Origin of the sequence: Baekduia soli, assembly GCF_007970665.1 — a bacterium.
In the GTDB taxonomy this organism is placed as follows: Bacteria; Actinomycetota; Thermoleophilia; order Solirubrobacterales; family Solirubrobacteraceae; genus Baekduia; species Baekduia soli.
Genome location: NZ_CP042430.1, coordinates 1,162,522 through 1,187,212, shown reverse-complemented (window position 1 = coordinate 1,187,212; position 24,691 = coordinate 1,162,522). Strand labels below are relative to the sequence as shown.

At 73.5% G+C, this 24,691-nt stretch carries 19 protein-coding genes; 3 read left to right on the top strand and 16 right to left on the bottom strand.

Features of this window, described 5'->3' with window-relative positions; genetic code table 11:
* Window positions 1–36: 36 nt before the first annotated feature.
* A complete protein-coding gene (locus tag FSW04_RS05535) occupies window positions 37–1,092 on the bottom strand; it encodes a M20/M25/M40 family metallo-hydrolase (RefSeq protein WP_146917097.1) in 1,056 nt (351 codons plus the stop codon).
* Between the two features lie 107 nt (window positions 1,093–1,199).
* Here FSW04_RS05535 and FSW04_RS05530 point away from each other — a divergent pair, with 107 nt between their 5' ends.
* The 3 genes from FSW04_RS05530 (at window position 1,200) to FSW04_RS05520 (ending at window position 5,053) form a co-directional block, all read left to right on the top strand.
* Window positions 1,200–3,461 (top strand): putative bifunctional diguanylate cyclase/phosphodiesterase, encoded by a 2,262-nt coding sequence (locus FSW04_RS05530; protein ID WP_146917094.1) that lies wholly within the window; start codon window positions 1,200–1,202, stop codon window positions 3,459–3,461.
* Between the two features lie 99 nt (window positions 3,462–3,560).
* A complete protein-coding gene (locus FSW04_RS05525; RefSeq protein WP_146917092.1) occupies window positions 3,561–3,941 on the top strand; it encodes a response regulator in 381 nt (126 codons plus the stop codon).
* A 143-nt stretch (window positions 3,942–4,084) separates the two neighbouring features.
* On the top strand, window positions 4,085–5,053 hold the full coding sequence (locus FSW04_RS05520) for an IS481 family transposase (RefSeq protein ID WP_146915057.1): 969 nt from the start codon (window positions 4,085–4,087) through the stop codon (window positions 5,051–5,053).
* Here the strand turns inward: FSW04_RS05520 and acnA are convergent.
* The 15 genes from acnA to FSW04_RS05445 all read right to left on the bottom strand — a co-directional run bounded on the left by acnA (window position 5,050) and on the right by FSW04_RS05445 (window position 24,654).
* The gene (gene acnA / locus FSW04_RS05515; RefSeq protein ID WP_146917090.1) at window positions 5,050–7,875 is read right to left on the bottom strand and encodes an aconitate hydratase; all 2,826 of its coding nucleotides are present in this window, start codon (window positions 7,873–7,875) and stop codon (window positions 5,050–5,052) included. The genes FSW04_RS05520 and acnA overlap by 4 nt on opposite strands.
* A gap of 13 nt (window positions 7,876–7,888) precedes the next feature.
* Complete coding sequence (locus tag FSW04_RS05510) at window positions 7,889–8,299, bottom strand: PIN domain-containing protein (protein ID WP_146917087.1); 411 nt, start codon at window positions 8,297–8,299, stop codon at window positions 7,889–7,891.
* Window positions 8,296–8,493, bottom strand: a complete 198-nt coding sequence (locus FSW04_RS05505) for a ribbon-helix-helix domain-containing protein (RefSeq protein ID WP_146917085.1) — start codon at window positions 8,491–8,493, stop codon at window positions 8,296–8,298. The genes FSW04_RS05510 and FSW04_RS05505 overlap by 4 nt, the downstream gene beginning before the upstream one ends.
* A gap of 20 nt (window positions 8,494–8,513) precedes the next feature.
* On the bottom strand, window positions 8,514–9,209 hold the full coding sequence (locus tag FSW04_RS05500; protein WP_187369274.1) for a DsbA family protein: 696 nt from the start codon (window positions 9,207–9,209) through the stop codon (window positions 8,514–8,516).
* Window positions 9,206–9,637: a vitamin K epoxide reductase family protein gene (locus tag FSW04_RS05495; protein WP_146917080.1), complete on the bottom strand. Its 432-nt coding sequence runs from the start codon at window positions 9,635–9,637 to the stop codon at window positions 9,206–9,208. Before FSW04_RS05495 ends, FSW04_RS05500 begins: the two co-directional genes overlap by 4 nt.
* On the bottom strand, window positions 9,634–10,437 hold the full coding sequence (locus FSW04_RS05490) for a DsbA family protein (RefSeq protein ID WP_146917078.1): 804 nt from the start codon (window positions 10,435–10,437) through the stop codon (window positions 9,634–9,636). The genes FSW04_RS05495 and FSW04_RS05490 overlap by 4 nt, the downstream gene beginning before the upstream one ends.
* Window positions 10,438–10,521: 84 nt before the next feature.
* A complete protein-coding gene (locus FSW04_RS05485) occupies window positions 10,522–11,490 on the bottom strand; it encodes an IS481 family transposase (protein WP_146915331.1) in 969 nt (322 codons plus the stop codon).
* A 115-nt stretch (window positions 11,491–11,605) separates the two neighbouring features.
* Window positions 11,606–12,022: an ATP-binding protein gene (locus FSW04_RS05480; RefSeq protein ID WP_187369273.1), complete on the bottom strand. Its 417-nt coding sequence runs from the start codon at window positions 12,020–12,022 to the stop codon at window positions 11,606–11,608.
* Window positions 12,023–12,156: 134 nt separating this feature from the next.
* Window positions 12,157–12,540: a hypothetical protein gene (locus tag FSW04_RS05475; RefSeq protein WP_146917074.1), complete on the bottom strand. Its 384-nt coding sequence runs from the start codon at window positions 12,538–12,540 to the stop codon at window positions 12,157–12,159.
* The gene (locus tag FSW04_RS05470) at window positions 12,537–13,889 is read right to left on the bottom strand and encodes a DUF1501 domain-containing protein (protein WP_146917072.1); all 1,353 of its coding nucleotides are present in this window, start codon (window positions 13,887–13,889) and stop codon (window positions 12,537–12,539) included. Before FSW04_RS05470 ends, FSW04_RS05475 begins: the two co-directional genes overlap by 4 nt.
* A gap of 12 nt (window positions 13,890–13,901) precedes the next feature.
* Window positions 13,902–15,218, bottom strand: coding sequence for a DUF1800 domain-containing protein (locus tag FSW04_RS05465; protein ID WP_146917070.1), 1,317 nt, complete (start codon window positions 15,216–15,218; stop codon window positions 13,902–13,904).
* A gap of 36 nt (window positions 15,219–15,254) precedes the next feature.
* Window positions 15,255–16,244: a hypothetical protein gene (locus FSW04_RS05460; RefSeq protein WP_146917068.1), complete on the bottom strand. Its 990-nt coding sequence runs from the start codon at window positions 16,242–16,244 to the stop codon at window positions 15,255–15,257.
* Between the two features lie 51 nt (window positions 16,245–16,295).
* Complete coding sequence (locus FSW04_RS05455; protein ID WP_228430917.1) at window positions 16,296–17,222, bottom strand: hypothetical protein; 927 nt, start codon at window positions 17,220–17,222, stop codon at window positions 16,296–16,298.
* 152 nt (window positions 17,223–17,374) lie between these two features.
* Complete coding sequence (locus FSW04_RS05450; protein ID WP_187369272.1) at window positions 17,375–19,288, bottom strand: SpoIIE family protein phosphatase; 1,914 nt, start codon at window positions 19,286–19,288, stop codon at window positions 17,375–17,377.
* Window positions 19,288–24,654, bottom strand: a complete 5,367-nt coding sequence (locus tag FSW04_RS05445) for a HAMP domain-containing protein (protein ID WP_146917063.1) — start codon at window positions 24,652–24,654, stop codon at window positions 19,288–19,290. The genes FSW04_RS05450 and FSW04_RS05445 overlap by 1 nt, the downstream gene beginning before the upstream one ends.
* Between the last annotated feature and the right edge of the window lie 37 nt (window positions 24,655–24,691).

Genomic DNA, 24,691 nt, shown 5'->3' with positions numbered 1-24,691 from the left:
GAGGCGTTCGCGTCAGGGGCGGCCGGCCGCCCGGCGTCAGCGCTCGAAGACCTGGCCCGCGGTCAGGCGCCGGGCGAAGGCCGCGGCCAGGCGGGCCGCGTTGGCGATGTCGTCGAGCTGGACCATCTCCACCGGCGAGTGCATGTAGCGCAGCGGCAGGCCGATGAGGCCCGTGGGGATGCCGTCGCGGCTGACGTGGATCGCGTCGGCATCGGTCCCGGTGTAGCGCGCGGAGGCCGACACGGTGAACGGCACGTCCTCGGCCTCGGCGGCCTCGTGCAGCAGCTCGAAGACCGCGGGGTGCAGCGTTGAGCCGCGCTCGATGACCGGCCCGGAGCCGAACGGGTGCGAGCCGACCTCGCGCTCGTCGATCCCCGGCGCGTCGGTGGCGTGCGTGACGTCGATGACGATCGCCACGTCGGGACGCAGCGCGTGGGCGACGGTGCGCGCCCCGGCGAAGGTGATCTCCTCCTGCACCGCGGCGACGGCGACGACGTCGCCCACCGCACCGCCGGCCTCGGCGACCAGCCGCGCCGCCTCGTGGGCGACGTAGCAGCCCAGGCGGTTGTCGAGCGAGCGCGAGATGACCCGGTCGTTGCGCAGCTCCACGGGCCCGCCGGCGATCACCGCGACGTCGCCGATGCGCACGAGGCCCTTGGCCTCGTCGCCGTCCCTGGCACCGATGTCGATGTGGAGGTCCTTGATCTCGGCCGCCCGCTTGCGCTCTTCGTCCTTGAGCAGGTGGATGGGCTTCTTGCCCACGACGCCGGCCAGCACGCCTTCGCGGGTCGTCAGCTCGACGCGCTGGCCGACGAGGATCACGGGATCCCAGCCGCCGACGCCGGTGAAGCTGAGGAAGCCCTTGTCGTCGATGTGGGTGACGATGAGCCCGATCTCGTCGATGTGCCCGACGAGCGCGACGGTCGGGCCGTCCCCGGTGCCCTTGACCCGGGCGGTGACGCTGCCCATGACGTCGGTCCGGACCTCGGCGAACGGCGCGCAGGCCTCCGCGAACACGCGGGCCGGCGCGGTCTCGTAGCCGGAGGGACCGCCGGCGGTCAGGAGCTGGTTGAGGACGTCGGGGATCGGCACGCCCGGCAGGCTACCGCTGCGTCCCCGCGGCCCTCGGCGTGGCGCGCAGGCGCTCACCCGGACGCCCGGGGTTCAGCCCTGGGCGCGTCGGCCGACTCACCTGAGCAATGAGCGCCCGTCGCCCCGCGCTGCCCCTGCCCGCGGTCCCGCTCCTCGCGGCCGTGGGCGCCGGCCTGCTGCTGGCCGGCGTCGTCGCGGGCGCGGTGCGCGGGATGACGACCGCGCCGGACACGCTGGACCACGTCCGGCACACGCTCGTGCTGGCGCTCGCGGCCGGGCTGATCGTCGCGCGCGCGGTGCGCGTCTCGCGCGACCGGCGGATGTGGATCGCCATGGCCGCCGGGGCGGTGCTCTACGGCGGCGGCCTCGCGTTCTGGGGCTGGTCCTACCACGAGTCGCTGGACACGCCGGCCGACCTCATGTTCTTCGGCGGCGACCTGCTGTTCTGGGCCGGCCTGCTGATCTACCTGCGCCGCCGCGTCGGCGACGCGCTGCCGACGTTCTGGCTCGACGCCGTCGGCGTCGCCGTCTACCTCGGGTCGATCCTCACGGCCGTCCTGCTGACCGACGTGCGCGACCACAGCGGGATCTCGCGCTTCACCGCGGCCGCCAACCTGATCTACCCCGCCGCCGATGCCGCGCTGGCGTCCATCCCGTTCGTCGTGGCGAGCTTCAGCGGCCGCCGCATGCGCGGCGAGGACATCCTCCTCGGCGCCACGTTCGCCGTCGCCGTGGTCACCGACACGGTCTACGTGCTCTCCCTGGCCGGCCACGCCCCCGCCGCGGGGGTCTGGTTCGACACGGGGTGGGAGCTGCAGCTCCTGCTGCTGGGCGTGGCGGCGTGGTCGCGCCCCGGCGCGGCCGGCACGCTGCGGATGGGCGGCTGGTGGGAGTCGGTGCCGACGATGCTGCTGCTCGGCGTCGGCGCGGGCATCCTGACCGTCGGCGAGTTCACCGACCTCGACCCGGTCGCCGTCGGCCTGGCCCTGCTCTCGCTCGCCGGCGGCGTCGTGCGCAGCATGCTCATGCTCCGCGACGTGCGCCGCGTGGTCGTCCAGCGCCGGGAGGCGCTGACCGACGACCTGACCGGCCTGCCCAACCGCCGCGCGCTGTTCCGCGCCCTGGACATCCTGACCCGCGACGGCGGCCGCAGCGGCGAGCGCGCCGACCTGCTGGTCATCGACCTCGACGGCTTCCGCGAGCTCAACGAGACGCTCGGCCACGAGGCCGGCGACGTGCTGCTGCGCACGGCGGCCGACCGCCTCAAGCCGGTCGTCGGCGACGATCTGCTCGTGCGCCTGGGCGCCGACGAGTTCGCCGCCGTCCTGCGCCCGCCCGCCGACACGGCCCAGATCGCCCGCGACATCCGCGAGGCCGTCGCCATCCCGATCGAGCTCGACGACGTGACCGTCGCGATCGAGGCCAGCGTCGGCGTCGCGAGCTTCCCCGACGACGCCAACGACGCCGGGGAGCTGGCCCGCCGCGCCGACGTCGCCACGTCGGACGCCAAGCGCCGCCGCGTCGGCATCGTCCGCTACCACGCCGATCGCGACGAGCACTCGCGCGACCGGCTCGAGCTCGCCGATGACCTGCGCCGCGCGCTGGCCGCCCGCGACTGCGGCGGCCTGTGGGCCGCGTTCCAGCCGCAGGTCGAGCTGGCCACCGACCGCATCATCGGCGCCGAGACCCTCATCCGCTGGCACCATCCGCAGCGCGGCCCGGTGTCGCCCGCCGAGCTACTGCCCGTCGCCGAGCGCAGCGGCCAGATGGCCGCGCTGACCGACTGGATCCTGGACCGCGCGCTCAGCGAGTGCGCCGGCCTGGCCAACCAGGGCTTCGAGCTGCGCGTCGGCGTCAACGTCTCGGCGGTCACGCTCGTCGACATCGGCCTGCCCGAGCGCATCGACACCGCCCTGCGCCGCCACGGCGTCCCGCCCGCGCGGCTCGTCGTCGAGGTCACCGAGGACGCGGTGATGAACGACCAGCGCCGCTGCCTGGACGTGCTCGAGCGGATCGCCCAGCTCGGCGTGGAGATCTCGGTCGACGACTTCGGGACGGGGCAGTCGTCGCTGGCCCAGCTGCGCCACCTCCCCGCCGACGAGCTCAAGATCGACCGCAGCTTCGTCAAGGGGATGGCCGATGACCCGCTCGACCACGAGGTCGTGCGCCTCGTCGTCTCCATGGGCCGCAGCATGGGCCTGCGGGTCGTGGCCGAGGGCATCGAGACCGCGCAGGAGCGCGAGGTCCTGGTCGCGCTGGGCTGCGACGTGGCCCAGGGCTTCGGCCTCGGGCGCCCGATGCCCGCGATCGAGCTCGCCGCGCTGCTCGAGCAGCGCGACGCCGAGCGCTCCCGGCGCGAGGCGGCCTGACGCGCGGCGTGACCTCCGGCGGGCGCCACCGTTGACGGGGGTGGTGCCAGCCGTATCGACACCGTGCCCGGCGCCCACCAGCATGCCGGGGAAGGTCCCATGATCCGCGTCCTCGTCGTCGACGACCACCCCGTCCTGCGCGCCGGCCTGGAGGCCGTGCTCCGCGCCGAGCCCGGCTTCCGCTGCGTCGGCGCGGCGCAGGACGGCGACGCCATGTGGCGCATCCTGCGCCGCACGCGCCCGGACGTCGTCGTCCTCGACCATCGCCTGGGCTCCGAGGACGGCGTGGTGCTGTGCCGCGCGCTGCGCGCCGAGCCCGTGCCGCCGGCGATCCTGCTCTACACCGCCGACCCCACGGCCGCGCTGCGGGCCGAGGCGATCTCGGCCGGCGCCGCCGGCCTGGTCGACAAGGCCGTCGACGTCGACGTGCTCTTCGACGCCATCCGCGTGGCGGGCCGGCGCCACGGCGTGGTCGCCTAGGCCCGGCCCGCCCCGCGGGGGCGGCTAGGTGACGTGCCTCGGGACGTTCCGAACGTCTGAGGGCTGAAGTTGAGGCATCCGGGCTGAGACAGAGGCTGTGGGTCTTCTCAAGGATCCAACGGCCTCGGAGGTCATCAGCCCGGATGCAGTGCAAGCGTAGGTGGCTGCCCAGCTGGCAGCGTGTCGAGCTGGTTGATTGGTGTCTTGGCGAGGGACTTCCTCGACGCCAGGCAGCGGCCCGTCGGCGGGTGAGCGTGTCGACGGTGCAGTACTGGATCGACCGGTACCGCAACGCCTCAGACGCCGAGCGAGCGTCGGGCGCGTGGGCGCAGGATCGACCCTCGACGCCGCATCGCCAGCCGACGCGGTCCAGCGACGAGCTGCACGACCGTGTCTGCCAGGCGCGGACGCGGACGGGCTGGGGGCCGCGCCTGATCGCCTCCGAGCTCGGCATCGCGCACGCGACGGTCTCGCGCTGTCTGAAGCGGCGCGGCATGTCGCGCCAGCCGCCGGCGCCCCGAGAGGCGGTGCAGCGCTTTGAGTGGCCGTGCCCTGGGGCGTTGATCCAAAACGACGTCAAGCGTTTCGCGCGGTTCTCCTCACCCGGCCATGCCGTCACCGGCAACCGTCACCGCACGGGCGCCGAGAAGCGCCAGCGTGTCGGCTACGAGTTCGCCCACAGCGCGATCGACGACCACAGCCGCCTGGCCTACACCGAGCTGCACCGCGACGAGAAGGCCGCCACCGTCATCGGCTTCACCGAGCGGGCGATCGCGTTCTTCGCTGCGCACGGCATCATCATCGAGCGCTGGCAGACCGACAACGCCTGGACCTACACCCACAACAAGGCGCTGGCCGCCCTGTTTGACAGCCACGGCATCCGGCATCGCACGATCGCGCCCCGCACGCCGCGCCACAACGGCAAGGTCGAGCGCTACCAGCAGACCCTCAAACGCGAATGGGGCCTGGGACAGCGCTACCGCTCAAGCGACGCCAGAGCCGCAGCGCTGCCACACTGGCTGCACCACTACAACAACGAGCGGAACCACAGCTCGCTCGGCAACCGGCCGCCCATCACCCGCGTTCGGAACGACCTGAGGCAGAACAGCTAGGACGCCGCGAGCTGGCGCAGCACGTAGCGCAGGATCCCGCCGTGGCGGAAGTAGTCCGCCTCCTTGGGCGTGTCGATCCGCACGCGGGCGGTGAACGTCACGTCGCCGGCGCGCACCTGCACCTCGCGCGGCAGCTCACCGGCGTTCATCGGGTCGGCCAGCCCGGTGATCGTGAAGGCCTCCTCGCCCGTCAGGCCCAGCGAGTCGGCGGTCTCGCCCTCGGGGAACTGGAGCGGCAGGACGCCCATGCCCACCAGGTTGGAGCGGTGGATGCGCTCGAAGCTGACGGCGATGACGGCCCGCACCCCGAGCAGGTTGGTGCCCTTGGCCGCCCAGTCGCGCGAGGAGCCCGAGCCGTACTCGGCGCCGCCGAGCACGACGAGCGGCACGCCCGCCGCGATGTACTGCTCGGAGGCCTCGAAGATCGACATCTCCTGGCCGTCCTTCTTCGTCACGCCACCCTCCGTGCCGGGCGCGAGCTGGTTGCGCAGGCGGATGTTGGCGAACGTGCCGCGGATCATGACCTCGTGGTTGCCGCGTCGCGACCCGTAGGAGTTGAAGTCCTTGGGCTCGACGCCGCGCGACTGCAGGTAGGCGCCCGCAGGCCCGTCCTTCTTGATCGCGCCGGCCGGCGAGATGTGGTCGGTGGTCACCGAGTCGCCGAGCTTGGCCAGCACGCGGGCGTCCTCGATGTCGGTGACCGGCGACGGGTCGGCCTCCATGCCCTCGAAGTACGGGGCCTTGGCGATGTAGGTCGACGCCTCGTCCCAGGCGTAGCGGTCGCCGGTGGGGACCTCCAGGCCGCGCCAGTTGTCGTCGCCCTCGAAGACCTCGCCGTAGGAGGCGCGGAACATGTCGGACTGCACGGCCTCCTCGACGGTGCGCGCGATCTCGGCCGTCGACGGCCAGATGTCCTTCAGGTAGACCTCGTTGCCCTCGGCGTCGCGGCCCAGCGGATCCTCGGTCAGGTTGATGTCCATGGTCCCGGCGATCGCGTAGGCGACCACGAGCGGCGGGGAGGCCAGGTAGTTCATCTTGACGTCGGGGTTGATGCGGCCCTCGAAGTTGCGGTTGCCCGAGAGCACCGATGTGACCGCGAGGTCGCCCTGCTGGACGGCCGCCGAGATCTCGTCGGGCAGCGGGCCGCTGTTGCCGATGCACGTCGTGCAGCCGTAGCCCACGAGGTTGAAGCCCAGCGCCTCGAGGTCGCCGGTCAGCCCGGCGCGCTCGTAGTACTCCGTGACGACCTTGGAGCCCGGCGCCAGCGACGTCTTGACCCACGGCGCGCGCGTCAGGCCGCGCGCCACGGCGTTTCGCGCCAGCAGGCCGGCGGCGAGCATCACCGACGGGTTGGACGTGTTCGTGCACGAGGTGATCGCCGCGATGACGACGTGGCCGTGGTCGAGGTCGAACTCCTGGCCGTCCAAGGCGACGTGCACGGCGCTCGCCGAGCGCTGCGCGATGACGGTCCCCGCGGCCACCGCCGGGGCGTCGATCGGCTCGTGCGGGTCGGGTTCGTGCCCGGGGGCGCCGTTGGCGGGCGGGTCGGAGGCCGGGAAGCTCTCGGCGATCGCCTCGTCGTGGCCGTGGGCGACCTCCTGGCCGGGGTCGTCGCCCAGCAGCTCGCCCAGCGCGGAGCGGAAGCCCTCCTTGGCGTGGGAGAGCGGCACGCGGTCCTGCGGGCGCTTCGGGCCGGCCAGCGACGGCACGACGGTCGACAGGTCGAGCTCGACCACGTCGGAGTAGGTCGGCTCCTCGGCGTGCTCGTCGTGCCAGAGGCCCTGCTCCTTGGCGTAGGCCTCGACGAGGTCGACGAGCTCCTTGGGTCGACCGGAGAACGCGAGGTAGCGCAGCGTCTCGGCGTCGATGGGGAAGATCGCGCACGTCGAGCCGAACTCGGGGCTCATGTTGCCGATCGTGGCGCGGTCGGCCAGGGGCAGGCTCGTCACGCCCGGGCCGAAGAACTCCACGAACTTGCCCACGACGCCCTTGTGGCGCAGCAGCTCGGTGACGGTCAGCACGAGGTCGGTGGCCGTGGCGCCCTCGGGCAGCTCGCCGTGCAGCTTGAAGCCCACGACCTGCGGGATGAGCATGGACATGGGCTGGCCGAGCATCGCGGCCTCGGCCTCGATGCCGCCGACGCCCCATCCGAGCACGCCGAGGCCGTTGATCATCGTCGTGTGCGAGTCGGTCCCGACGAGCGTGTCGGGGTAGGCCTGGTTGTCGCGGTCGTTGACGAACACGACGCGGGCGAGGTACTCGAGGTTGACCTGGTGGACGATGCCGGTGTCCGGCGGGACGACCTTGAACGTCTCGAACGCGTCCTGGCCCCACTTGAGGAACTCGTAGCGCTCGCGGTTGCGCTCGAACTCGCGGGCGGCGTTGAACGCGAAGGCGGTGCGGGTGCCGAACTCGTCGACCTGGACGGAGTGGTCGATGACCAGCTCGGCGGGCACGAGCGGCTCGATCCGGGCGGGATCGCCGCCGAGGTCGGCCATGGCGTCGCGCATCGCGGCGAGGTCGACGACCGCGGGCACGCCGGTGAAGTCCTGCATGACCACGCGCGCCGGGGTGAACGCGATCTCGTTGGCCGGCTCGGCCTTGGCGTCCCAGGTCGCCAGCGCCTCGATGTCGGCGGCGTCCACGGCGCCGTTGCCCTCCGTGCGCAGCAGGTTCTCGAGCAGGATCTTCAGCGAGAACGGCAGCCGGGCGACGTCGTACTTGGACTGCAGCGCGTCGAGGCGGAAGATCTCCAGCTCTCGGTCGCCGACCTTGAGCGTGCCGCGGGCGGCGAAGGAGTCGGGGTGGTCGGTGGGAGCCATGGTCGTGGTCCTTTCAGCGATCGGCGGGGAGGACCACGAAGGCTTCCCCGTCAGGCGTGGTCAATGTCCGGAACTGCTCGTCGAACGTCGCGACGCGGCGGGTGTTGACCCGGCCGGCCAGCGCGACGAGCGACGCGGTCGCCAGCCCGAGGCCAGGATGGTCGCCGGCGATGGCGAGCGTCTCCTTCAGCGCGTCGGCCCACCAGCGCACGGCGTAGGCGCCGCGCTCGAAGTCCCGCCACACGGCGTGGCGTGCCTCGTCGCCCAGCGCGTCGGCGACGCTTCGGTCCAGGTCGGCGAGCGCCAGCGGCGAGGTCACGAGGTCCTCGTCGAGCTCGGCGAGGATGCCGACGGCCTCGGCGTGGCGCGGGTCGCGCCGCCGGGCCAGCGCGAGCACGAAGCCGCTGTCGACGACGACGGTCACCCGGCGACCGTCATCCGTCCCGGCCCGCGGTCCTCGAGGCCGACGGCCTCGGGGCGCGTGCGCTTGGGCCGCTGCACGGCGGCGGCCAGCGTGCGGCGGATGAACTCCGCCTTGGTGATCCCCTCGTCGGCCGCCCTGCGGGCGAGCCGGTGATCGAGCTCCTCGTCGAGGTAGATGCTGGTCTTCTTCAGCACTGCCGACGTAGGGTAGCACCCTACGTCGACTTGGCGAGCTCCGCGTCGATCGTCGCGCCGATCTGCTCGATGCTCGGCGTCTGCTCGGACACCTTGCGCAGGTCGGCCACGTCGCGGCCGATGAGCAGCGTCGGCGTGGAGTCCACCGCGTAGCGGCGCTCGAGGCTGTGGACCGCCCCCAGCTCGGCCTCCACGCGCGGATCGGCACGGTCGGCCAGCGCGCGCCCGGCGTCCAGCCCGCGGACCCCGCCCAGCACCCGGCGCAGGAACGCGTCGGTCACGTAGCCCGTGTTCTCCTGGCCCTGCGCGGCGTAGAAGCGCGCAGCGGCCTCCCACATCCGGTCCTGCAGGCCCGCGGCCTCCAGCGCCCGGGCGCCGCGGACCGAGTCGTGGCCGAGGAAGCCGGTCAGCCGCATCTGCATGCGGATCTTGCCCGTGGCGACGTAGCGCCGGACGATGGCCGGCAGCGTCGTGGTGTGGAACTCGCGGCAGTAGGGGCACTGCGGGTCGGCGACCTCGACGAGCACGACGCGCGCGGCCGGGTCGCCGAGCGTGATGCCCGACTGCGGGATGCCGCGGAACACCGCGGTCACGTCGCTGCGCGCGACGGTGGGCGCGTGGGCGTCGTCCTGGCGGCTGGAGACCAGGATCGCGACGACGACCACGGCGGTGGCGACGCCGAGGAGGCCGGCGAGGGCCGCCACCGGGCGGCTCACGCCGCGATCGTGTCCCGGATGTCGGCGCTGGACACCAGGCGCCACACGCAGACGATCGCCAGGGCGGTCATGAGGATGGCGCTGGCGATGCACCATTGGCAGATCGCGTCGATCGTGAACAGCTCGCGGTAGGTCAGGTAGGCGCTGAAGCCGAAGCCGACCAGGGCGAAGAACGCGGCGGCCAGCCGCCCGAACTCGCCGTCGACGACCAGCGCGGCCAGGATTCCCACGTAGCCCAGGAGGCCGAGCACCGCGACGGGCACGCCGGCCAGGTCGGCGTACTGCGAGGTCTGCACCTTGTGGCAGCCGTGGGCGATGTTGCACACGGGCTCGATGCCGGCGTAGTGGATGTAGGTCAGGTAGCCCGCGATCCCGACGCCGAGCACCGCGAGCACGACGGCGGTGATGCGCAGCGTCCGGTCGCTCACGTGCCCTGGGCCAACGCGGCGTCCACGAGCTTGCCGATCCCGGCCGCGGTGGGCGTCTGCTCGCTGTCGGCCTTCAGCGTGCCGTTCGTCGGCCCCACCAGGATCGTCGGCGTGGCGCTCACGCCGTAGCGGCTGGCCAGCGTCTTGGCCGCGCCGAGGTCCGCGGTCACCGCCGAGCCGGCCGCGGCCGACACCGCCGCCGCGGGATCGGCCCCGGCCCCCTTGAGCACCTTGTCCAGGAACGCGTCGGTGACGTAGCCCGAGTTCTCCTTGCCCTGGTTGCGGTAGAGGAGGTCGGCCGCGTTCCACAGCTTGCCCTGCTGGCCGGCGGCGAGCAGCACGCGGCCCGCGGTCACCGAGTCGGGGCCGATGAAGGTCAGCATCCGCAGCTCCATCTTCGCCTTGCCGGTGCGGACGTACTTCTGCACCAGGGCCGGCATCTCGTTCAACGTGTACTCCTTGCAGAACGGGCACTGCGGGTCGGCGAACTCGACGATGGTGACGGCCGCCCTGGCGTTGCCGAGCGTGATCCCCGACTGCGGGATGCCGCCGATGAGCGCCTGCGTGGCGGCCACGCCGGTCAGCGCGCCGCCGGATGAGGCGTTCTTCTCGCCGCCCCCGCTGGAGACGAGCACGGCGACGACGACCACCACAGCCGCGACGGCGACGAGGCCGCCGAGGATGCCCAGGCGCTTGCGGCGCGCCTGCGCCGCGCTGGCGGCCTGCTCCCGGCGCAGGCGCTCGGCCCGGGCCTCGTCGCGGCGCTCGCGCTTGGTCGGTTGGCTGGGCTGCTGGGGCATGGGGCTCCGTCGCAAGGATACGGGGACGACCGGGCCGGTCGTCGCGCGGCGCGGCGGAGGGTAGGAGGGCGACCTAAAGCGCGGCTAGGTGTTCTGCCTCAGGTCGTTCCGAACGCGGGTGATGGGCGGCCGGTTGCCGAGCGAGCTGTGGTTCCGCTCGTTGTTGTAGTGGTGCAGCCAGTGTGGCAGCGCTGCGGCTCTGGCGTCGCTTGAGCGGTAGCGCTGTCCCAGGCCCCATTCGCGTTTGAGGGTCTGCTGGTAGCGCTCGACCTTGCCGTTGTGGCGCGGCGTGCGGGGCGCGATCGTGCGATGCCGGATGCCGTGGCTGTCAAACAGGGCGGCCAGCGCCTTGTTGTGGGTGTAGGTCCAGGCGTTGTCGGTCTGCCAGCGCTCGATGATGATGCCGTGCGCAGCGAAGAACGCGATCGCCCGCTCGGTGAAGCCGATGACGGTGGCGGCCTTCTCGTCGCGGTGCAGCTCGGTGTAGGCCAGGCGGCTGTGGTCGTCGATCGCGCTGTGGGCGAACTCGTAGCCGACACGCTGGCGCTTCTCGGCGCCCGTGCGGTGACGGTTGCCGGTGACGGCATGGCCGGGTGAGGAGAACCGCGCGAAACGCTTGACGTCGTTTTGGATCAACGCCCCAGGGCACGGCCACTCAAAGCGCTGCACCGCCTCTCGGGGCGCCGGCGGCTGGCGCGACATGCCGCGCCGCTTCAGACAGCGCGAGACCGTCGCGTGCGCGATGCCGAGCTCGGAGGCGATCAGGCGCGGCCCCCAGCCCGTCCGCGTCCGCGCCTGGCAGACACGGTCGTGCAGCTCGTCGCTGGACCGCGTCGGCTGGCGATGCGGCGTCGAGGGTCGATCCTGCGCCCACGCGCCCGACGCTCGCTCGGCGTCTGAGGCGTTGCGGTACCGGTCGATCCAGTACTGCACCGTCGACACGCTCACCCGCCGACGGGCCGCTGCCTGGCGTCGAGGAAGTCCCTCGCCAAGACACCAATCAACCAGCTCGACACGCTGCCAGCTGGGCAGCCACCTACGCTTGCACTGCATCCGGGCTGATGACCTCCGAGGCCGTTGGATCCTTGAGAAGACCCACAGCCTCTGTCTCAGCCCGGATGCCTCAACTTCAGCCCTCAGACGTTCGGAACGTCCCGAGGCACGTCACCTAGGCGCCCGGCGAGCGGTCGAAGCGCCCGCGGCGGCGGTCGACCTCGAACCAGACCCGGCAGCCGCGGGCGGTCGTCTCGACGCCCCAGCGGCTCGCGAGCTTGTCGATGAGCCGCAGTCCGAAGCCGGACGCGTCGTGGCGGATCTCGGGGTCGAAGCCCGGCCCGCGGTCGGCGACCTCGACGCGGACGTGGTCGTCGCTGATCCGCGCGTGGAAGACGATCTTCTCGCCGGGATGCAGCGCGCCGGCGTGGCGGACGGCGTTGCCCATCACCTCGGAGGTCAGCAGCGACACCGTGTGATCCACGTCGGCGCTCAGACCGCGCCGCGCGAGCGCGTGGCGCGCGGCGCGCGCCGCGTCGGGGACGGGTGCGAAGGAGAGCAGGATGTCGGTGGCCGAACGGGTGAGGACCATGAGGAGGACCGGCGAGGACCGGGGAGGACCGGGGAGCCTGCCCAGAGGGTCACCGGCCGGGACGCCTGCTAACCACCGGTGCATCGAGGGATCACCCGGGCGTCTGACGGAGGACCCGCCGCGGGAGCGCCTGGTCAGGTGCCCGCGCGCCTGCGCGCGAGGACGCGCAGGATCGCGTGCATGCCGCGCGCCTCGTGGTCGGCGAGCGTGCAGACGAGCTGGTAGCGGCCGGGCCGGCGCAGCGTGAGGCGCAGCACGCCCGTGGCCCCGGGGCGCACGAGGTCCAGCGTGCCGACCGTCCGGCCGGCGCGGCGGACGACGAGGTCGTGGTCGTCCTCGCCGAGGTTGCGCACGCTGAAGCGCAGCGTCCCGACGCCCACCCGGGGCCGGTAGACCGCGATGGCGAACTCGCGCTCGCCGACGCCGACCGCGGTCGTGGTCGCCGTCGCCGTCGCCGTCGCCGTCGCCGTCGCCGTCGCGGCGTGGGCGACCACGGGCTGGGGTGCGTCGGCGATCACGCGCGCACCAGCGGCACCTGGCCGAAGCCGGCGGCGCCCGGGATGACCTCGGCCGGGTCGGTCCCCAGCCATTGGACGATGAGGCTGCTGTAGACGCGGCGGAAGTCGACGGTGACCTTCAGGTTGCTCTCCGGGTCCAGGTCGGTCACCGACGGGTAGTCGGTGAGGATGCCGCCCAGCGCCCGCGGCCCCTGGACCCAGGCGATGCCGCCGGCGCCGTGGTCGGTCCCGCCCGACTCGTTGAACTCCGGCCGGCGCCCGAACTCCGACCACACGAACGTCAGCACGCGGTCGGCCAGGCCCCGCGCCGCCAGGTCGGCCTGGAAGGCGGCCAGCGCCTCGGCGACGTCGCCGAGGTCGGAGGTCAGGGTGGCGGCCTGGCCCTCGTGGGTGTCGAAGCGCCCGTCGGCGTCGACCGTCGCGAGCCGGATGCCCAGCGGCTGGGCCAGCAGACCGGCGAGCACGCGCAGCCGGTCGGCGGTGTCGTTGCCCGTGGGGTAGGTCACCGGGCCGGCCAGCGGGTCGGGGGCGCTGTCGTCCGAGCGCGCGAACGGTGCGAGCTGCTGGGCGACCTGGTGGGCGAACCGGGCGCCGCGCGCGGCGGCCACCGGCCCCGGGGCGGTCGCGTCGGTGCGCGCCAGCGCCGCGTAGGCCGCGACCGCGGCGTCGCCCCACTCGCCCCACAGCCCCGAGAGGTACAGGCCGGCGTCGCCCGGGTCCGACACGGAGGCCACCGGCGCGCTGACCGAGCTCAGCGTCGGGGACAGGTCGTAGCCCGAGCTGAGCCCCTGCAGTGGGTTGTCGGCGCTGCCGTGACGGTCCAGCCAGCGCCCCAGCCAGCCCGAGACCGACTGCTGGGAGACCATCCCCGTCTCCCAGAAGGCGCGCGAGGCGAAGTGCGACAGGTTGGGGTTGGCGTAGTCGATGCCCGGCAGGAAGCCGACCTGGCCGCGCTCGTACAGGCCCTTGAGGCCGCCGGCGGGACCGCGGGTGAGCGCGGGGTGCACGGCCAGCGACGTGCCGGCCAGCGGCACCGGCGCGCCCGCCGGGATCGACGAGCGCAGGTCGCGCAGCGGGCCCTCCTGGTCCAGCGGGACCAGGGTGTCCAGCAGGTCGAGGCCGCCGGGCAGGAAGACCGAGACCAGGACGGGCGCGTCGGGCGCCGCGGCGGCCTCCGCAGCGGCGGCGTCGAGCAGGTGGCGGGTCGGGAGCCGCTGGGCTCCGTAGACCGTGACGCCGGCGCCGATGCCCCAGCGCAGGAGCTGGCGGCGCGTGAGCACGTCGCGCCGGGCCGTCTCGCTGGCGTGGTGGAAGTCCTGGCAGGCGGTGTGGACGTTGGGGCGGGGCATGGCGTGGTCGTCCTAATGCAGCTGGGCGTCGGGTGCGCTGAGCAGGAGGTGGCGCATGGCGCGCTGGGTCATGTCGGCGGCAACCTGCCTCTGCCAGTCCTGGCCGGCCATGGCTCGGTAGCCGCGGGCCAGCGAGAGCAGCCCCTCGCGCATGCGCCGCGACGCCCACGGGTGCCCGAGGGCCGCCTGGGCGCGCTCGAGCTGCTCGGTCGGCGACAGGTCGACGGGCGTGGACTTGTCGGCGACCTCGAGGCCCGGGGACTGCAGCAGGACGTTGGCCGCGACGATGCGCATGCGCATGGCGTTGGACGACATCCACGCCGGGCCCCAGTCCCAGCCGGCGACCGACGGCGGCGAGAAGAGCTGCTGCCCCATGCCGGCCAGCACCCAGGTCCAGTCCTCGGTGGCCACCGGCGTGCCGCTGGCGCGCAGCATGCCGGCGACGGCGACCACCGGCGCCTTGACCATCGTGGGCGCCTCGAGGTGGGCGTAGAGCGCGGGATGCGCGAGGATGGCGCCGACGAGCGGCTTGACCTTGTGCCCCGAACCGACGTACAGGCGCTGGAGGCGCAGGCGCGTCGCGCGATCCAGCGGCTCGTCGACGAAGAAGGACCACAGCTTGCGAACGATCAGCGGCGCGTGGGCCCGGTGGGCCACGCACAGGCGCAGGACGTCCTGGGGGCCGAGGCGTCCGCTGTGGCCGAAGATGCGCTTGACGCCCGTGTCGTGGCGGTCGCGGTCGAAGCGCACCGACGTCAGCACCCCGCCGACCGTGTCGCCCTCGACGTAGCCCGTGAGCGCGCGGGCCGCCTCGCGGACGTCGGTCTCCGTGTAGCCCTCGCCCTCGCCCAGCGTGAAGAGCTCCATGAGCTCGCGGGCGAAGTTCTCGTTGGGCTCGCCCTTGTCGGACCCGATGATGTTCAGGAAGCCGCCCATCGCGGGATCGACGAGCACGTCGGCCAGCAGGGCGCCGAAGCCGCCGAGCGCGTGGCGCCGGAACATCGCGTTCTGGCGCAGCATGAGCGGCGTGTCCTGGTCGCGCGTGGCGAAGTGGTCGTGCCAGAAGAGCACCATCTTCTCCTCCAGCGGCCGGGTCGTGCGGACCATGCGGTCCAGCCACCAGAGGACGTCGTGGCCGTAGACGTTGACCGGGTCGAGCTTCATCGGCGCGGGCCCGTGCAGGGACGCTCGGCGGCCGTCGGGCTCCAGGAGCCGGGCCAGCGTCGCCGCGCGGCCGTCGCGCACGCAGGCGCGGACCTGCGACGGCGAGCCGCCGAAGCCGGCGCGCCACAGCACGCGCCGGGCGTGTGCCTCGGTGAATCCCCCCACGCCTCGACCGTACCGGCCGGACCGCCCTCCCGAGGGCTACCCGGTGGTCAATGGGCCACTTTGCACAGCTTCGAAGGCGCTTCCGCGCACCCGGTCGAGCTGCCGGAGGTCGGCGTCGTCCCAGCGCGGGTCCGGCGCGCCGGTGACGTGCCAGGCCGGGCCGTTGTCGGCGAGGATGAGCCCGTAGGTCTTCAGGGCCTGCAGGATCACCTTCGCCTGGCCGTGGAACCCGGCCAGGGGGTAGCCGGCCTTCAGCCGCACGCGCAGGCCCATCGGCGGCAGGTCGGGGTCCGTGTCGGGCGTGGCCAGGTGGCGCGCCGGCGCGACGTAGGCGCGCTGGGTGCGCGGTGTCGTGAAGCGCAGCGCGTGGGTGATGCGCCCCGTGGCGACCTCGCCGGCCCGGGCCAGGCCGGGCAGGATCGGCAGCCCCGCGGCGTCGGCCGACGTCCAGCCCTTCGGGCGCAGGGCGTTCGAGCGCAGGTCCCAGGTGGCCCCGGACGACGCGAGCCAGCCCTCGTGCGTGCGGCGGGCCCCGAAGAGCTCGTAGAGCCGGCACGTGCCGCGCTGCAGGACGATGACGTGGCGGTCGCCGGTGCCGCGCTCGACCGGCGCGTCGAGGGGGATTGGGTACGGGCCCGGGTCGCTCTCGTAGCCGTAGGCGTCGAACCGGATCGGCACCCGCCGGCGACCGGGCCCGACGATCGTGAACGGGATGCCGTGGAACGTGGAGGCGAAGCCGGCGTGCAGGTGGCCGTCCAGGCCGATGGAGCGCAGCCACACGGCCGACCGCGGATCGACCGGCGCGCGCGAGACGTCGCGGTTGAACGCGTTGTCGGCGGGCAGGACCGGGCAGCCCGCCAGCACGGTGCCCGGCCCCGGCCGGCTCGCCGCGGCCGTGGTCGTCGGGGGGCGCGGGCCGGCCGCGCGGCCCGTGCCGCCGGATCCGCCCCGCTCCACGAGCAGCGCGACGACCCCGCCCGCGACCAGCAGGGCGGCGAGGATGACAACCGTCGCCCACCGCGGCACGCGCCCGACGGTAGCCGCCGTCCGTCTCCGCCGCGCCGGTGGGCGAGCGGCTCAGCGCCGGGTCAGCGGGCCGGTGCGGACGGCCTCGAAGGCCCGCCCGGGCACGCGGTCGAGCTGGTGCAGGTCGTCGTCGTCCCAGCGCCCGTCGGGCGCACCGGTGATGTACCAGGGCGAGCCGTTGTCGGCGACGATCAACCCGTATGTCTTCAGCGCACGCAGGATTACGCGGGCCTGGCCGTGGAAGGAGCCCAGCGGATAGGAGGCCTTGAGCCGCGGGCGCAGGCCCATCGGGGGCAGCGCCGGGTCCGCGTCGCCCGAGCCGAAGTGGCGCGCCGGGAACACGTAGGCCCGCTGCGAGCGCGGCACCGTCACGCGCAGCGCGTGGGTGATGCGCCCGGCGCCCACGACCTCCGAGGCCCGTGCGAGACCGGGCAGCATGGGCAGCCCGGCGGCGTCGGCCGAGGTCCAGCCCTTCGGGCGCAGGGCGTTGGAGCGCAGGTCCCAGGTCGCGCCGGAGGCGGCGGTGAACCCGCGCCCGGTGCGCCGCGCGCCGAAGAGCTCGTAGAGCCGGCAGGTGCCCTCCTGCAGGACGAGCACGTGGCGGTCCGAGCCGCCCTCGATCGGGGCGTCGAGCGGGATCGGGTAGGGCCCCTTGTCGCTCTCGGAGCCGTAGGCGTCGAAGCGGACCGGGACGGGCGCCTGCGTGGCGGGCACGACGCGGAACGGGATCCCGTACCGGTTGCGCCCGAAGTCGGGGTGCAGGCGCGCGCGGAGGCCGATGGAGCGCACGTAGGCCGCCGAGCGCCGGTCGACGGGGGCGTGCGAGATGTCGCGGTTGAACGCGTTGTCGGCGGGCAGGACGGGGCAGGAGCCCAGCGTCGTGCCGGGCCCGGGCACGCCCGCCGGACCCGCGGCGACCGCCACGGCCGCCCCCGCGGCCGCCGTCGCCGCTGCGCCCACGATCACCGTGCGCAGCATGCGCGCACCGTATCCGCTGCAGGACCGTGCCGGGACGGCCGACACCGCGGGTGGATGCTCCGCCGGCTCGCCCCCCTGCCTGCCGCCGCGGACTGCCTCGACGGTTCCGAGACGTCCGGGACGCTCATGCGCTTCGCGCAGCTACGCGGGCTTCACCGTGCGCCACCCGGCCGGGCTCCAGCGGGCGCACGAGCCTCCGTCGCGGCGGGGGCGGCCAGCGGCGCGGGGGCGCGCAGCGCGCGGCGCAGCCGCACGACCGACCCGTGCGGCGCGAGCTCGAGGCTCACCTCGTCGGCGAGCCCGCGCATGAGGTCGATGCCGCGGCCGCGGTCGGGATCGGCGGCGACGCGGCGCCCGGCGCCGGACGGCAGGCCCGGGTCGCGGATGGCGATGAGGACCTGGCCGTCGCGGGCCTCGAGCTCGATGTCGACCGTCGTGCGGGCGAAGCCCGTCCCGTGCTCCAGCGCGTTCTGCCAGGCCTCGTTGGCCGCCATGACGAGCTCGCCCACCTCGTCGCGCTGCGCGCCGGCCTCGGCCAGCCAGCGCGCCAGGACGCGGCGCAGCGACGTCAGTGCCGCGGGATCGGGTGAGAGCTTGAGCCGGGCCGACGGGCCCATGAGCGCCTCGGCGCGCACGACGACGAGCGTGACGTCGTCGTCGGCACCCTCGGCGTCGACCGCGCGCAGGATGTGCGCGCACAGCTCCTCGGGCGTCCCGGGCCGCACCGCCGCCTCCCGCAGCCGCGCGATGCACGCGTCGAGCTGCTCACCCCGGCGCTCGACGAGCCCGTCGGTGTAGAGCAGCGCGCTGACGCCCGGGCCGAGCTCGGCCGTCCGCTCCTCGTACCGCCACGTGTCCAGCACCCCCAGCGGGGGCCCGGCGCCCCGGACCACCGCGGTGGTCCCGTCGGCGCCCACGATCACCGGCGGGGGATGCCCGGCGGTGACGAACCGCATGATGTTGGAGTCGATCTCGACGATCGCGAACATCATGGTGGTCATGAGGTCGGCGCCCAGCGCGGCGTGGTAGCCGTTCATCCGCTCCACGAGCGCCGCGGGCCCGTGGCCCTCCAGCGCGTAGGCGCGCGCGACGGAGCGCAGCTCGCCCATCCGCGCGGCCGCATCGATCCCGTGCCCGGCGACGTCTCCGACGACGATGCCCAGGCGGCCGCCGGGGAGCGGGATGGCGTCGTACCAGTCCCCGCCCACCCGGGTCCCCCCGCGGCCGGGGGCGATGTGTGCGGCGAGCGTCACGCCGGCGACGGTGGGCAGGCGCTCGGGCAGCAGCGCCCGCTGCAGGGTGGCGGCGATCCGGCGGTCGCGGTCGTCGGTGAGCTGGACGAGGACCTGCTGGACCTCCCGGTGCAGGTCGCACACCGCGGCCAGCCCCACGGTCACGGGCACGGGCAGCCCGCGACCGCCCAGCAGGTGCGCGGTCCACGGCCCGTCGGCGTCGCCGTCGCCGTCGATCGCCCGGAGGCGCTCGGTCAGCGCCGGGCGGTCGCGCTCGTGCAGCAGCCCGGCGACCGGCTCGCGCCCGACGGGGCGGCCCGCGAGCCGCTCCAGGGCCGGGTTGACCTCGAGCACGAGGCCGTCGCGGTCGCAGAGCGCCATGCCGCTCGGCGCGGCGTCGAACGCGTTGCGGACCAGCTCCGTGCTGCGGACGAGCTCGCGCCGCTGGCGGTCCAGGTCGGCGAACACCTGCACCTTGGAGCGCAGCACGAGCGGGCCGAACGGCTTGAGCAGGTAGTCCACCGCCCCGGCGGCGTAGCCGGCGAAGATCTGCGCGACGTCGGCGTCGGCGGCGGTGAGGAAGATGATGGGGATGTCGCGGCTGCGGCCGCGGGCCTTGATGAGCTCGGCGGTCTCCAGCCCGTCGATGCCCGGCATCTTGACGTCGAGCAGGATCACCGCGAAGTCGTGGGTGAGGACCTCGCGCAGCGCGGCCTCGCCCGAATCGGCCTCGACCGCGATGACCGGCAGCGGCTCCAGGACGGCCCGCAGCGCGACCCGGTTCTCGTGCCGGTCGTCAACGATGAGGACCCGGGGTGGGTCGACGGCGACCATCAGCGGTGCAGCCACACCCGCATGAGCGCGAGGAGCTGCTCGACGTCGACGGGCTTGGTGATGTAGTCGCTGGCCCCCGCGCTGATCGACTTGTCGCGGTCGCCCTTCATGGCCTTGGCCGTCAGCTGGATGATCGGCAGCGCCTCGAATCGCGGCATCGCCCGGATGGCGCGCGCGGTCTCGTAGCCGTCCATCTCGGGCATCATCACGTCGAGCAGCACGAGGTCGGTGTCGGGCTGGTCGCGCAGCCGCTCGATGCCCTCCCGGCCGTTCTCGGCGAAGGCGACCTTCATCCCGCGCGTCTCGAGCACGCTGGCCAGGGCGAACACGTTGCGGATGTCGTCGTCGACGATGAGCACCCGCTTGCCCTGGAAGACCTGGTCGGCCGTGCGCAGGGCGGCCAGCAGCTTGCGCGTGGGCTGGGGCAGCTGGGTCTCCAGGCGGTGCAGGAACAGCGCGGTCTCGTCGACGAGGCGCTCGGGCGCGGCCGTGGTGGCCACGACGAGCCCCTCCGACGCGGCGTCGATCGCCACGCGCTCCTCGGGCGCCAGCGGCGCCGGCGTGTGCACCACCACGGGCACCTCGCGCAGCCGCCCCTCGGCGTCGGAGCCCAGCCCGAGCAGGACGTCCAGCGGCCAGCGCGCGCCGGGCAGCACGACGAGCACGACGCAGTCGGCTCGCTCGCCCGCCAGCCGGGCCAACGCCTCGCCGGGGGCCATCGTGACGACCTCGACGTCGGCGCCGGCGCCCAGCAGCTCGAGCGTGGCGTCGTCCAGCGCCGCGCGCGCCTTCACGTCGGCCACGATCGCCAGGCGCCGCACCGCGCGGGTGCGCAGCCGCTCCAGGACGTCGAGGGCGGCCAGCGCGGCGGCGCCGCCGCCCGCGCCCGGCCCGGGCGCGCCTCCGTCGTCGATGTAGGCCGCGGCGCCCGCGCGCAGGGCGGCCAGCCGCCCGCCGGCCGGGCCGGCGACGACGACGGGGCGATGGCGCGTCTCGGGGTGGGACTTCAGCTGGCCGAGCAGGCGCTCGCCACGGCCGTCGCCGGCGAAGACGAGCACGGCGTCGGGCCGGTGCTCGCGCGCGAGCGCGAGCCCGAGCGGAGTGCGGCGGGCCACGAGGCCGCGGAAGCCGTGCTCGCGGGCCACCGCCAGCGCGCCCCGGCCGTGTTCGGCGTCGTGGGCGATGACGAGCAGGACGCGGTCGCCGGCCGCGATGGCCGCGCGGTCGTCCTCCACGCCGTCGTAGGGCAGCAGGGCGGCGGCCTCGGCCGTCACCTCGGGCGGCGCGGCCAGCGGCGGCTCGGACGGGACGTCGCTCGCCGCCCCCTCCCCCGTGCGGTGGGCCAGGGGCAGTACCAGCGTGAACGTCGAGCCGCGCCCGACGGCCGAGGCCACGCGGATCTCGCCGCCCAGCAGCCGGCTGATCTCGCGGCTGATCGACAGCCCCAGCCCCGTCCCGCCGTACTTGCGCGACGTGGTGCCGTCGGCCTGCTGGAAGGCCTCGAAGATCGACGCCAGCTTGTCGGCGCCGATGCCGACGCCGGTGTCCTGGACCGTGAAGGCGATGGTCTGATCGGCCCCCGGGGCGACCACGAGCTTGACGCTGCCCGCCGGCGTGAACTTGAAGGCGTTGGACAGCAGGTTGCGCAGCACCTGCTGCAGGCGCTGCTCGTCGGTGACGATGGACGGCGGCAGCGCGCCGTCGATCTCGATGTCGAAGCGCAGCCCCTTCTCCTCGGCCACGGGCCGGAAGCCCCGCTCGACGTCCTCGCAGACGTCGGCCAGCGCCACGGCCCCGAGGTCGAGCTCCATCTTGCCCGCCTCCACCTTGGACAGGTCCAGGATGTCGTTGATGAGCGCGAGCAGGTCGTTGCCCGCCGAGTGGATCGTGGTGGCGAACTCGACCTGCTGGCCCGACAGGTTGCCGTCGGGGTTGTCGGCCAGCAGCCGCGACAGGATGAGCAGCGAGTTCAGCGGCGTGCGCAGCTCATGGCTCATGTTGGCCAGGAACTCCGACTTGTACTTCGACGACAGCGCGAGCTGTGCGGCCTTCTCCTCCAGGCCGGCGCGGGCACTCTCGATCTCGGCGTTCTTGGCCTGCAGCTCCCGGGCCAGCGACTGCGACTGGGCCAGCAGCTCCTCCGTGCGCATGTTCGCGCGGATGGTGTTGAGGACCACGCCGATCGTCTCGGTGATCTGCTCCAGGAACGCGCGGTTGACCTCGCTGATGGCCTGCAGCGACGCCAGCTCGATGACGCCCAGCACCTGCTCCTCGAAGAGCACGGGCAGGACGATGATGTTGCGCGGCCGCGCCTCGCCCAGGCCGGAGGAGACCTTGACGTAGTCCTCGGGGACGTCCTCGACGAGGATCGCCTTGCCCTCGACCGCCGACTGCCCGACGAGCCCGTCGCCGAGCGGGAGCCGGGCGCCGCGGCCCTCCGGGCGCCGGTAGCCGTAGGAGGCCACGAGCCGCAGGTCGGGGTCCTCCTCGCCCTCGACGAGGTAGAAGGCGCCGTACTGCGAGGTCACCAGCGGGGTGAGCTCGGACATGATCAGGCGCGTGACCTGGCGCAGGTCGCCCTGGCCCTGCAGCATGCCCGACAGCCGCGCCAGGTTCGTCTTCAGCCAGTCCTGCTCGACGTTGATCTGCGTCGTCTCGCGCAGGTTGGCGATCATCTGGTTGATGTTGTCCTTGAGCTCGGCGACCTCGCCCTGGGCCTCGACGGTGATCGTGCGCGTGAGGTCGCCCTGCGTCACCGCCGTGGACACCTCGGCGATCGCGCGCAGCTGCGTGGTCAGCGTCGAGGCGAGCTGGTTGACGTTCTCGGTCAGGTCGCGCCAGCGCCCGCGCACGCCCTCGACCTCGGCCTGACCGCCGAGCGAGCCGTCCGTGCCGACCTCGCGCGCCACGCGCGTGACCTCATCGGCGAACGAGCCGATCTGGTCGACCATCGTGTTGATGGTGTCCTTGAGCTCGAGGATCTCACCGCGGGCGTCGACGGTGATCTTCTGCGAGAGGTCGCCGTTGGCGACGGCGGTCGCCACCTGGGCGATGTTGCGCACCTGGTCGGTCAGGTTGGCGGCCATGGAGTTGACCGATTCGGTCAGCGAGCGCCACGTGCCCGAGACGCCCTCGACCTGCGCCTGGCCGCCGAGCTTGCCGTCCGTGCCGACCTCGCGCGCCACGCGCGTGACCTCGGCGGCGAAGGACCGCAGCTGGTCGACCATCGTGTTGATGGTCTCGGCCAGCGCCGCGACCTCGCCCTTGGCGTCGACGGTGATCTTCTTGGAGAGGTCGCCGTTGGCCACCGCGGTCGTCACCTGGGCGATCCCGCGGACCTGCTCGGTCAGGTTCGTGGCCATGGAGTTGACCGACTCGGTCAGCGACCGCCACGTGCCCGACACGTCCTCGACCTCGGCCTGGCCGCCGAGGCGGCCGTCCGTGCCGACCTCCTTGGCGACGCGCGTGACCTCCGCGGCGAAGGACCGCAGCTGGTCGACCATCGTGTTGATGGTGTCCTTGAGCTCGAGGATCTCGCCGCGGGCGTCGACGGTGATCTTCTTGGACAGGTCGCCCTGGGCCACCGCCGTGGTGACCTGGGCGATGTTGCGCACCTGATGGGTCAGGTTGTCGGCCATGAAGTTGACGTTCTCGGTCAGGTCGCGCCAGGTGCCGCTGACGCCCTTGACCTCGGCCTGGCCGCCGAGCTTGCCCTCCGTGCCGACCTCGCGCGCCACGCGCGTGACCTCGTCGGCGAACGAGCTGAGCTGGTCGACCATCGTGTTGACCGTGCGCTTGAGCGCCAGCACCTCGCCCTTGACGTCGACCGTCACCTCCTGCGTGAGGTCGCCCTTGGCCACCGCGGTCGTCACGCGGGCGATGTCGCGCACCTGGTCGGTCAGGTTGCGGGCCATGACGTTGACCGAGTCGGTGAGGTCCTTCCACGTGCCCGCGACGCCCGGCACGACGGCCTGGCCGCCCAGGCGCCCCTCCGTGCCCACCTCGCGCGCCACCCGCGTGACCTCGTCGGCGAACGACCGCAGCTGGTCGACCATCGTGTTGATGGTGTCCTTGAGCAGGAGGATCTCGCCGCGCGCGTCGACCTCGATCTTCTGCGACAGGTCGCCCTGGGCCACCGCCGTGGTGACCAGCGCGATGTTGCGCACCTGCCCCGTGAGGTTCTCGGCCATGGAGTTGACCGACTCCGTGAGGTCCTTCCACGTGCCCGACACGCCGGGGACCTCGGCCTGGCCGCCGAGCTTGCCCTCCGTGCCGACCTCGCGCGCCACGCGCGTGACCTGCTCGGCGAACACCGACAGCGTGTCGGTCATGGCGTTGATCGTGTCGGCCAGCGCGGCGACCTCGCCCTTGGCGTCGACGGTGATCTTCTGCGTCAGGTCGCCCTTGGCGACGGCGCCGGCGACCTGGGCGATGCCGCGGACCTGGTCGGTCAGGTTGCGCGCCATGAAGTTGACGTTCTCGGTCAGGTCGCGCCAGGTGCCCGACACGCCGCGGACCTCGGCCTGGCCGCCGAGCTTGCCGTCCGTGCCGACCTCGCGCGCCACGCGCGTGACCTCGTCGGCGAACGAGCCGAGCTGGTCGACCATCGTGTTGATGGTGTCCTTGAGCTCCAGGATCTCGCCGCGCGCGCCGACGGTGATCTTCTGCGACAGGTCGCCCTGGGCCACCGCGGTGGTGACCTGGGCGATGTTGCGCACCTGGCCCGTCAGGTTGGCCGCCATGGAGTTGACCGACTCGGTGAGGTCGGCCCAGGTGCCCGAGACGCCCGGCACCTCGGCCTGGCCGCCGAGCTTGCCGTCCGTGCCGACCTCGCGCGCCACGCGCGTGACCTCGGAGGCGAAGGAGGAGAGCTGGTCGACCATCGCGTTGACGGTGGTGCCGATGCGGGCGAACTCGCCCTTGACGGGCTGGCCGTCGATCTCCATGGCCATCTTCTGGCTCAGGTCGCCCTCGGCGACCGCCACGATGACGCGGGCGACCTCGGTCGTCGGGCGCACGAGGTCGTCGATCAGGCCGTTGACGACCTCGACGCGCTCGAGGAAGTCGCCGCTGGCGTCCTCGGTGCGCGCCCGTTCGGTCATCCGTCCCTCGCGGCCGATCTGGCGCGCGACGCGCTGCAGCTCGGCGGTCTGCGCCTGGCTGCGGTCGGCGAGCCGGTTGAACGCCGCCTCGGCCTCGCCGAGCAGGCCCTTGCGCCGAGCCGGAAGGCGGCGGGAGAAGTCCCCGTCGGCCGCGGCGTCCAGCGCCTCGATGAGCCGCTGCAGCGCCGCGGGATCGAGCTGCCCCGGGCCTCCGTCCCTGCGCTTGCGGGTGGCGCCGTCCTCGATCGCAACCGTTCCGGCCATCGCTGCTCCTTGCGTCCGCGCCGGCGCCCCCACGGCG

Coding starts and splice junctions, on each gene's coding strand:
- FSW04_RS05530 (WP_146917094.1), top strand. CDS start 1,200: ATGAGCGCCCGTCGCCCCGCGCTGCCCCTGCCCGCGGTCCCGCTCCTC.
- FSW04_RS05525 (WP_146917092.1), top strand. CDS start 3,561: ATGATCCGCGTCCTCGTCGTCGACGACCACCCCGTCCTGCGCGCCGGC.
- FSW04_RS05520 (WP_146915057.1), top strand. CDS start 4,085: ATGCAGTGCAAGCGTAGGTGGCTGCCCAGCTGGCAGCGTGTCGAGCTG.
- acnA (WP_146917090.1), bottom strand. CDS start 7,875: ATGGCTCCCACCGACCACCCCGACTCCTTCGCCGCCCGCGGCACGCTC.
- FSW04_RS05490 (WP_146917078.1), bottom strand. CDS start 10,437: ATGCCCCAGCAGCCCAGCCAACCGACCAAGCGCGAGCGCCGCGACGAG.
- FSW04_RS05485 (WP_146915331.1), bottom strand. CDS start 11,490: ATGCAGTGCAAGCGTAGGTGGCTGCCCAGCTGGCAGCGTGTCGAGCTG.
- FSW04_RS05480 (WP_187369273.1), bottom strand. CDS start 12,022: ATGGTCCTCACCCGTTCGGCCACCGACATCCTGCTCTCCTTCGCACCC.
- FSW04_RS05470 (WP_146917072.1), bottom strand. CDS start 13,889: ATGCCCCGCCCCAACGTCCACACCGCCTGCCAGGACTTCCACCACGCC.
- FSW04_RS05455 (WP_228430917.1), bottom strand. CDS start 17,222: ATGCTGCGCACGGTGATCGTGGGCGCAGCGGCGACGGCGGCCGCGGGG.
- FSW04_RS05450 (WP_187369272.1), bottom strand. CDS start 19,288: ATGGTCGCCGTCGACCCACCCCGGGTCCTCATCGTTGACGACCGGCAC.
- FSW04_RS05445 (WP_146917063.1), bottom strand. CDS start 24,654: ATGGCCGGAACGGTTGCGATCGAGGACGGCGCCACCCGCAAGCGCAGG.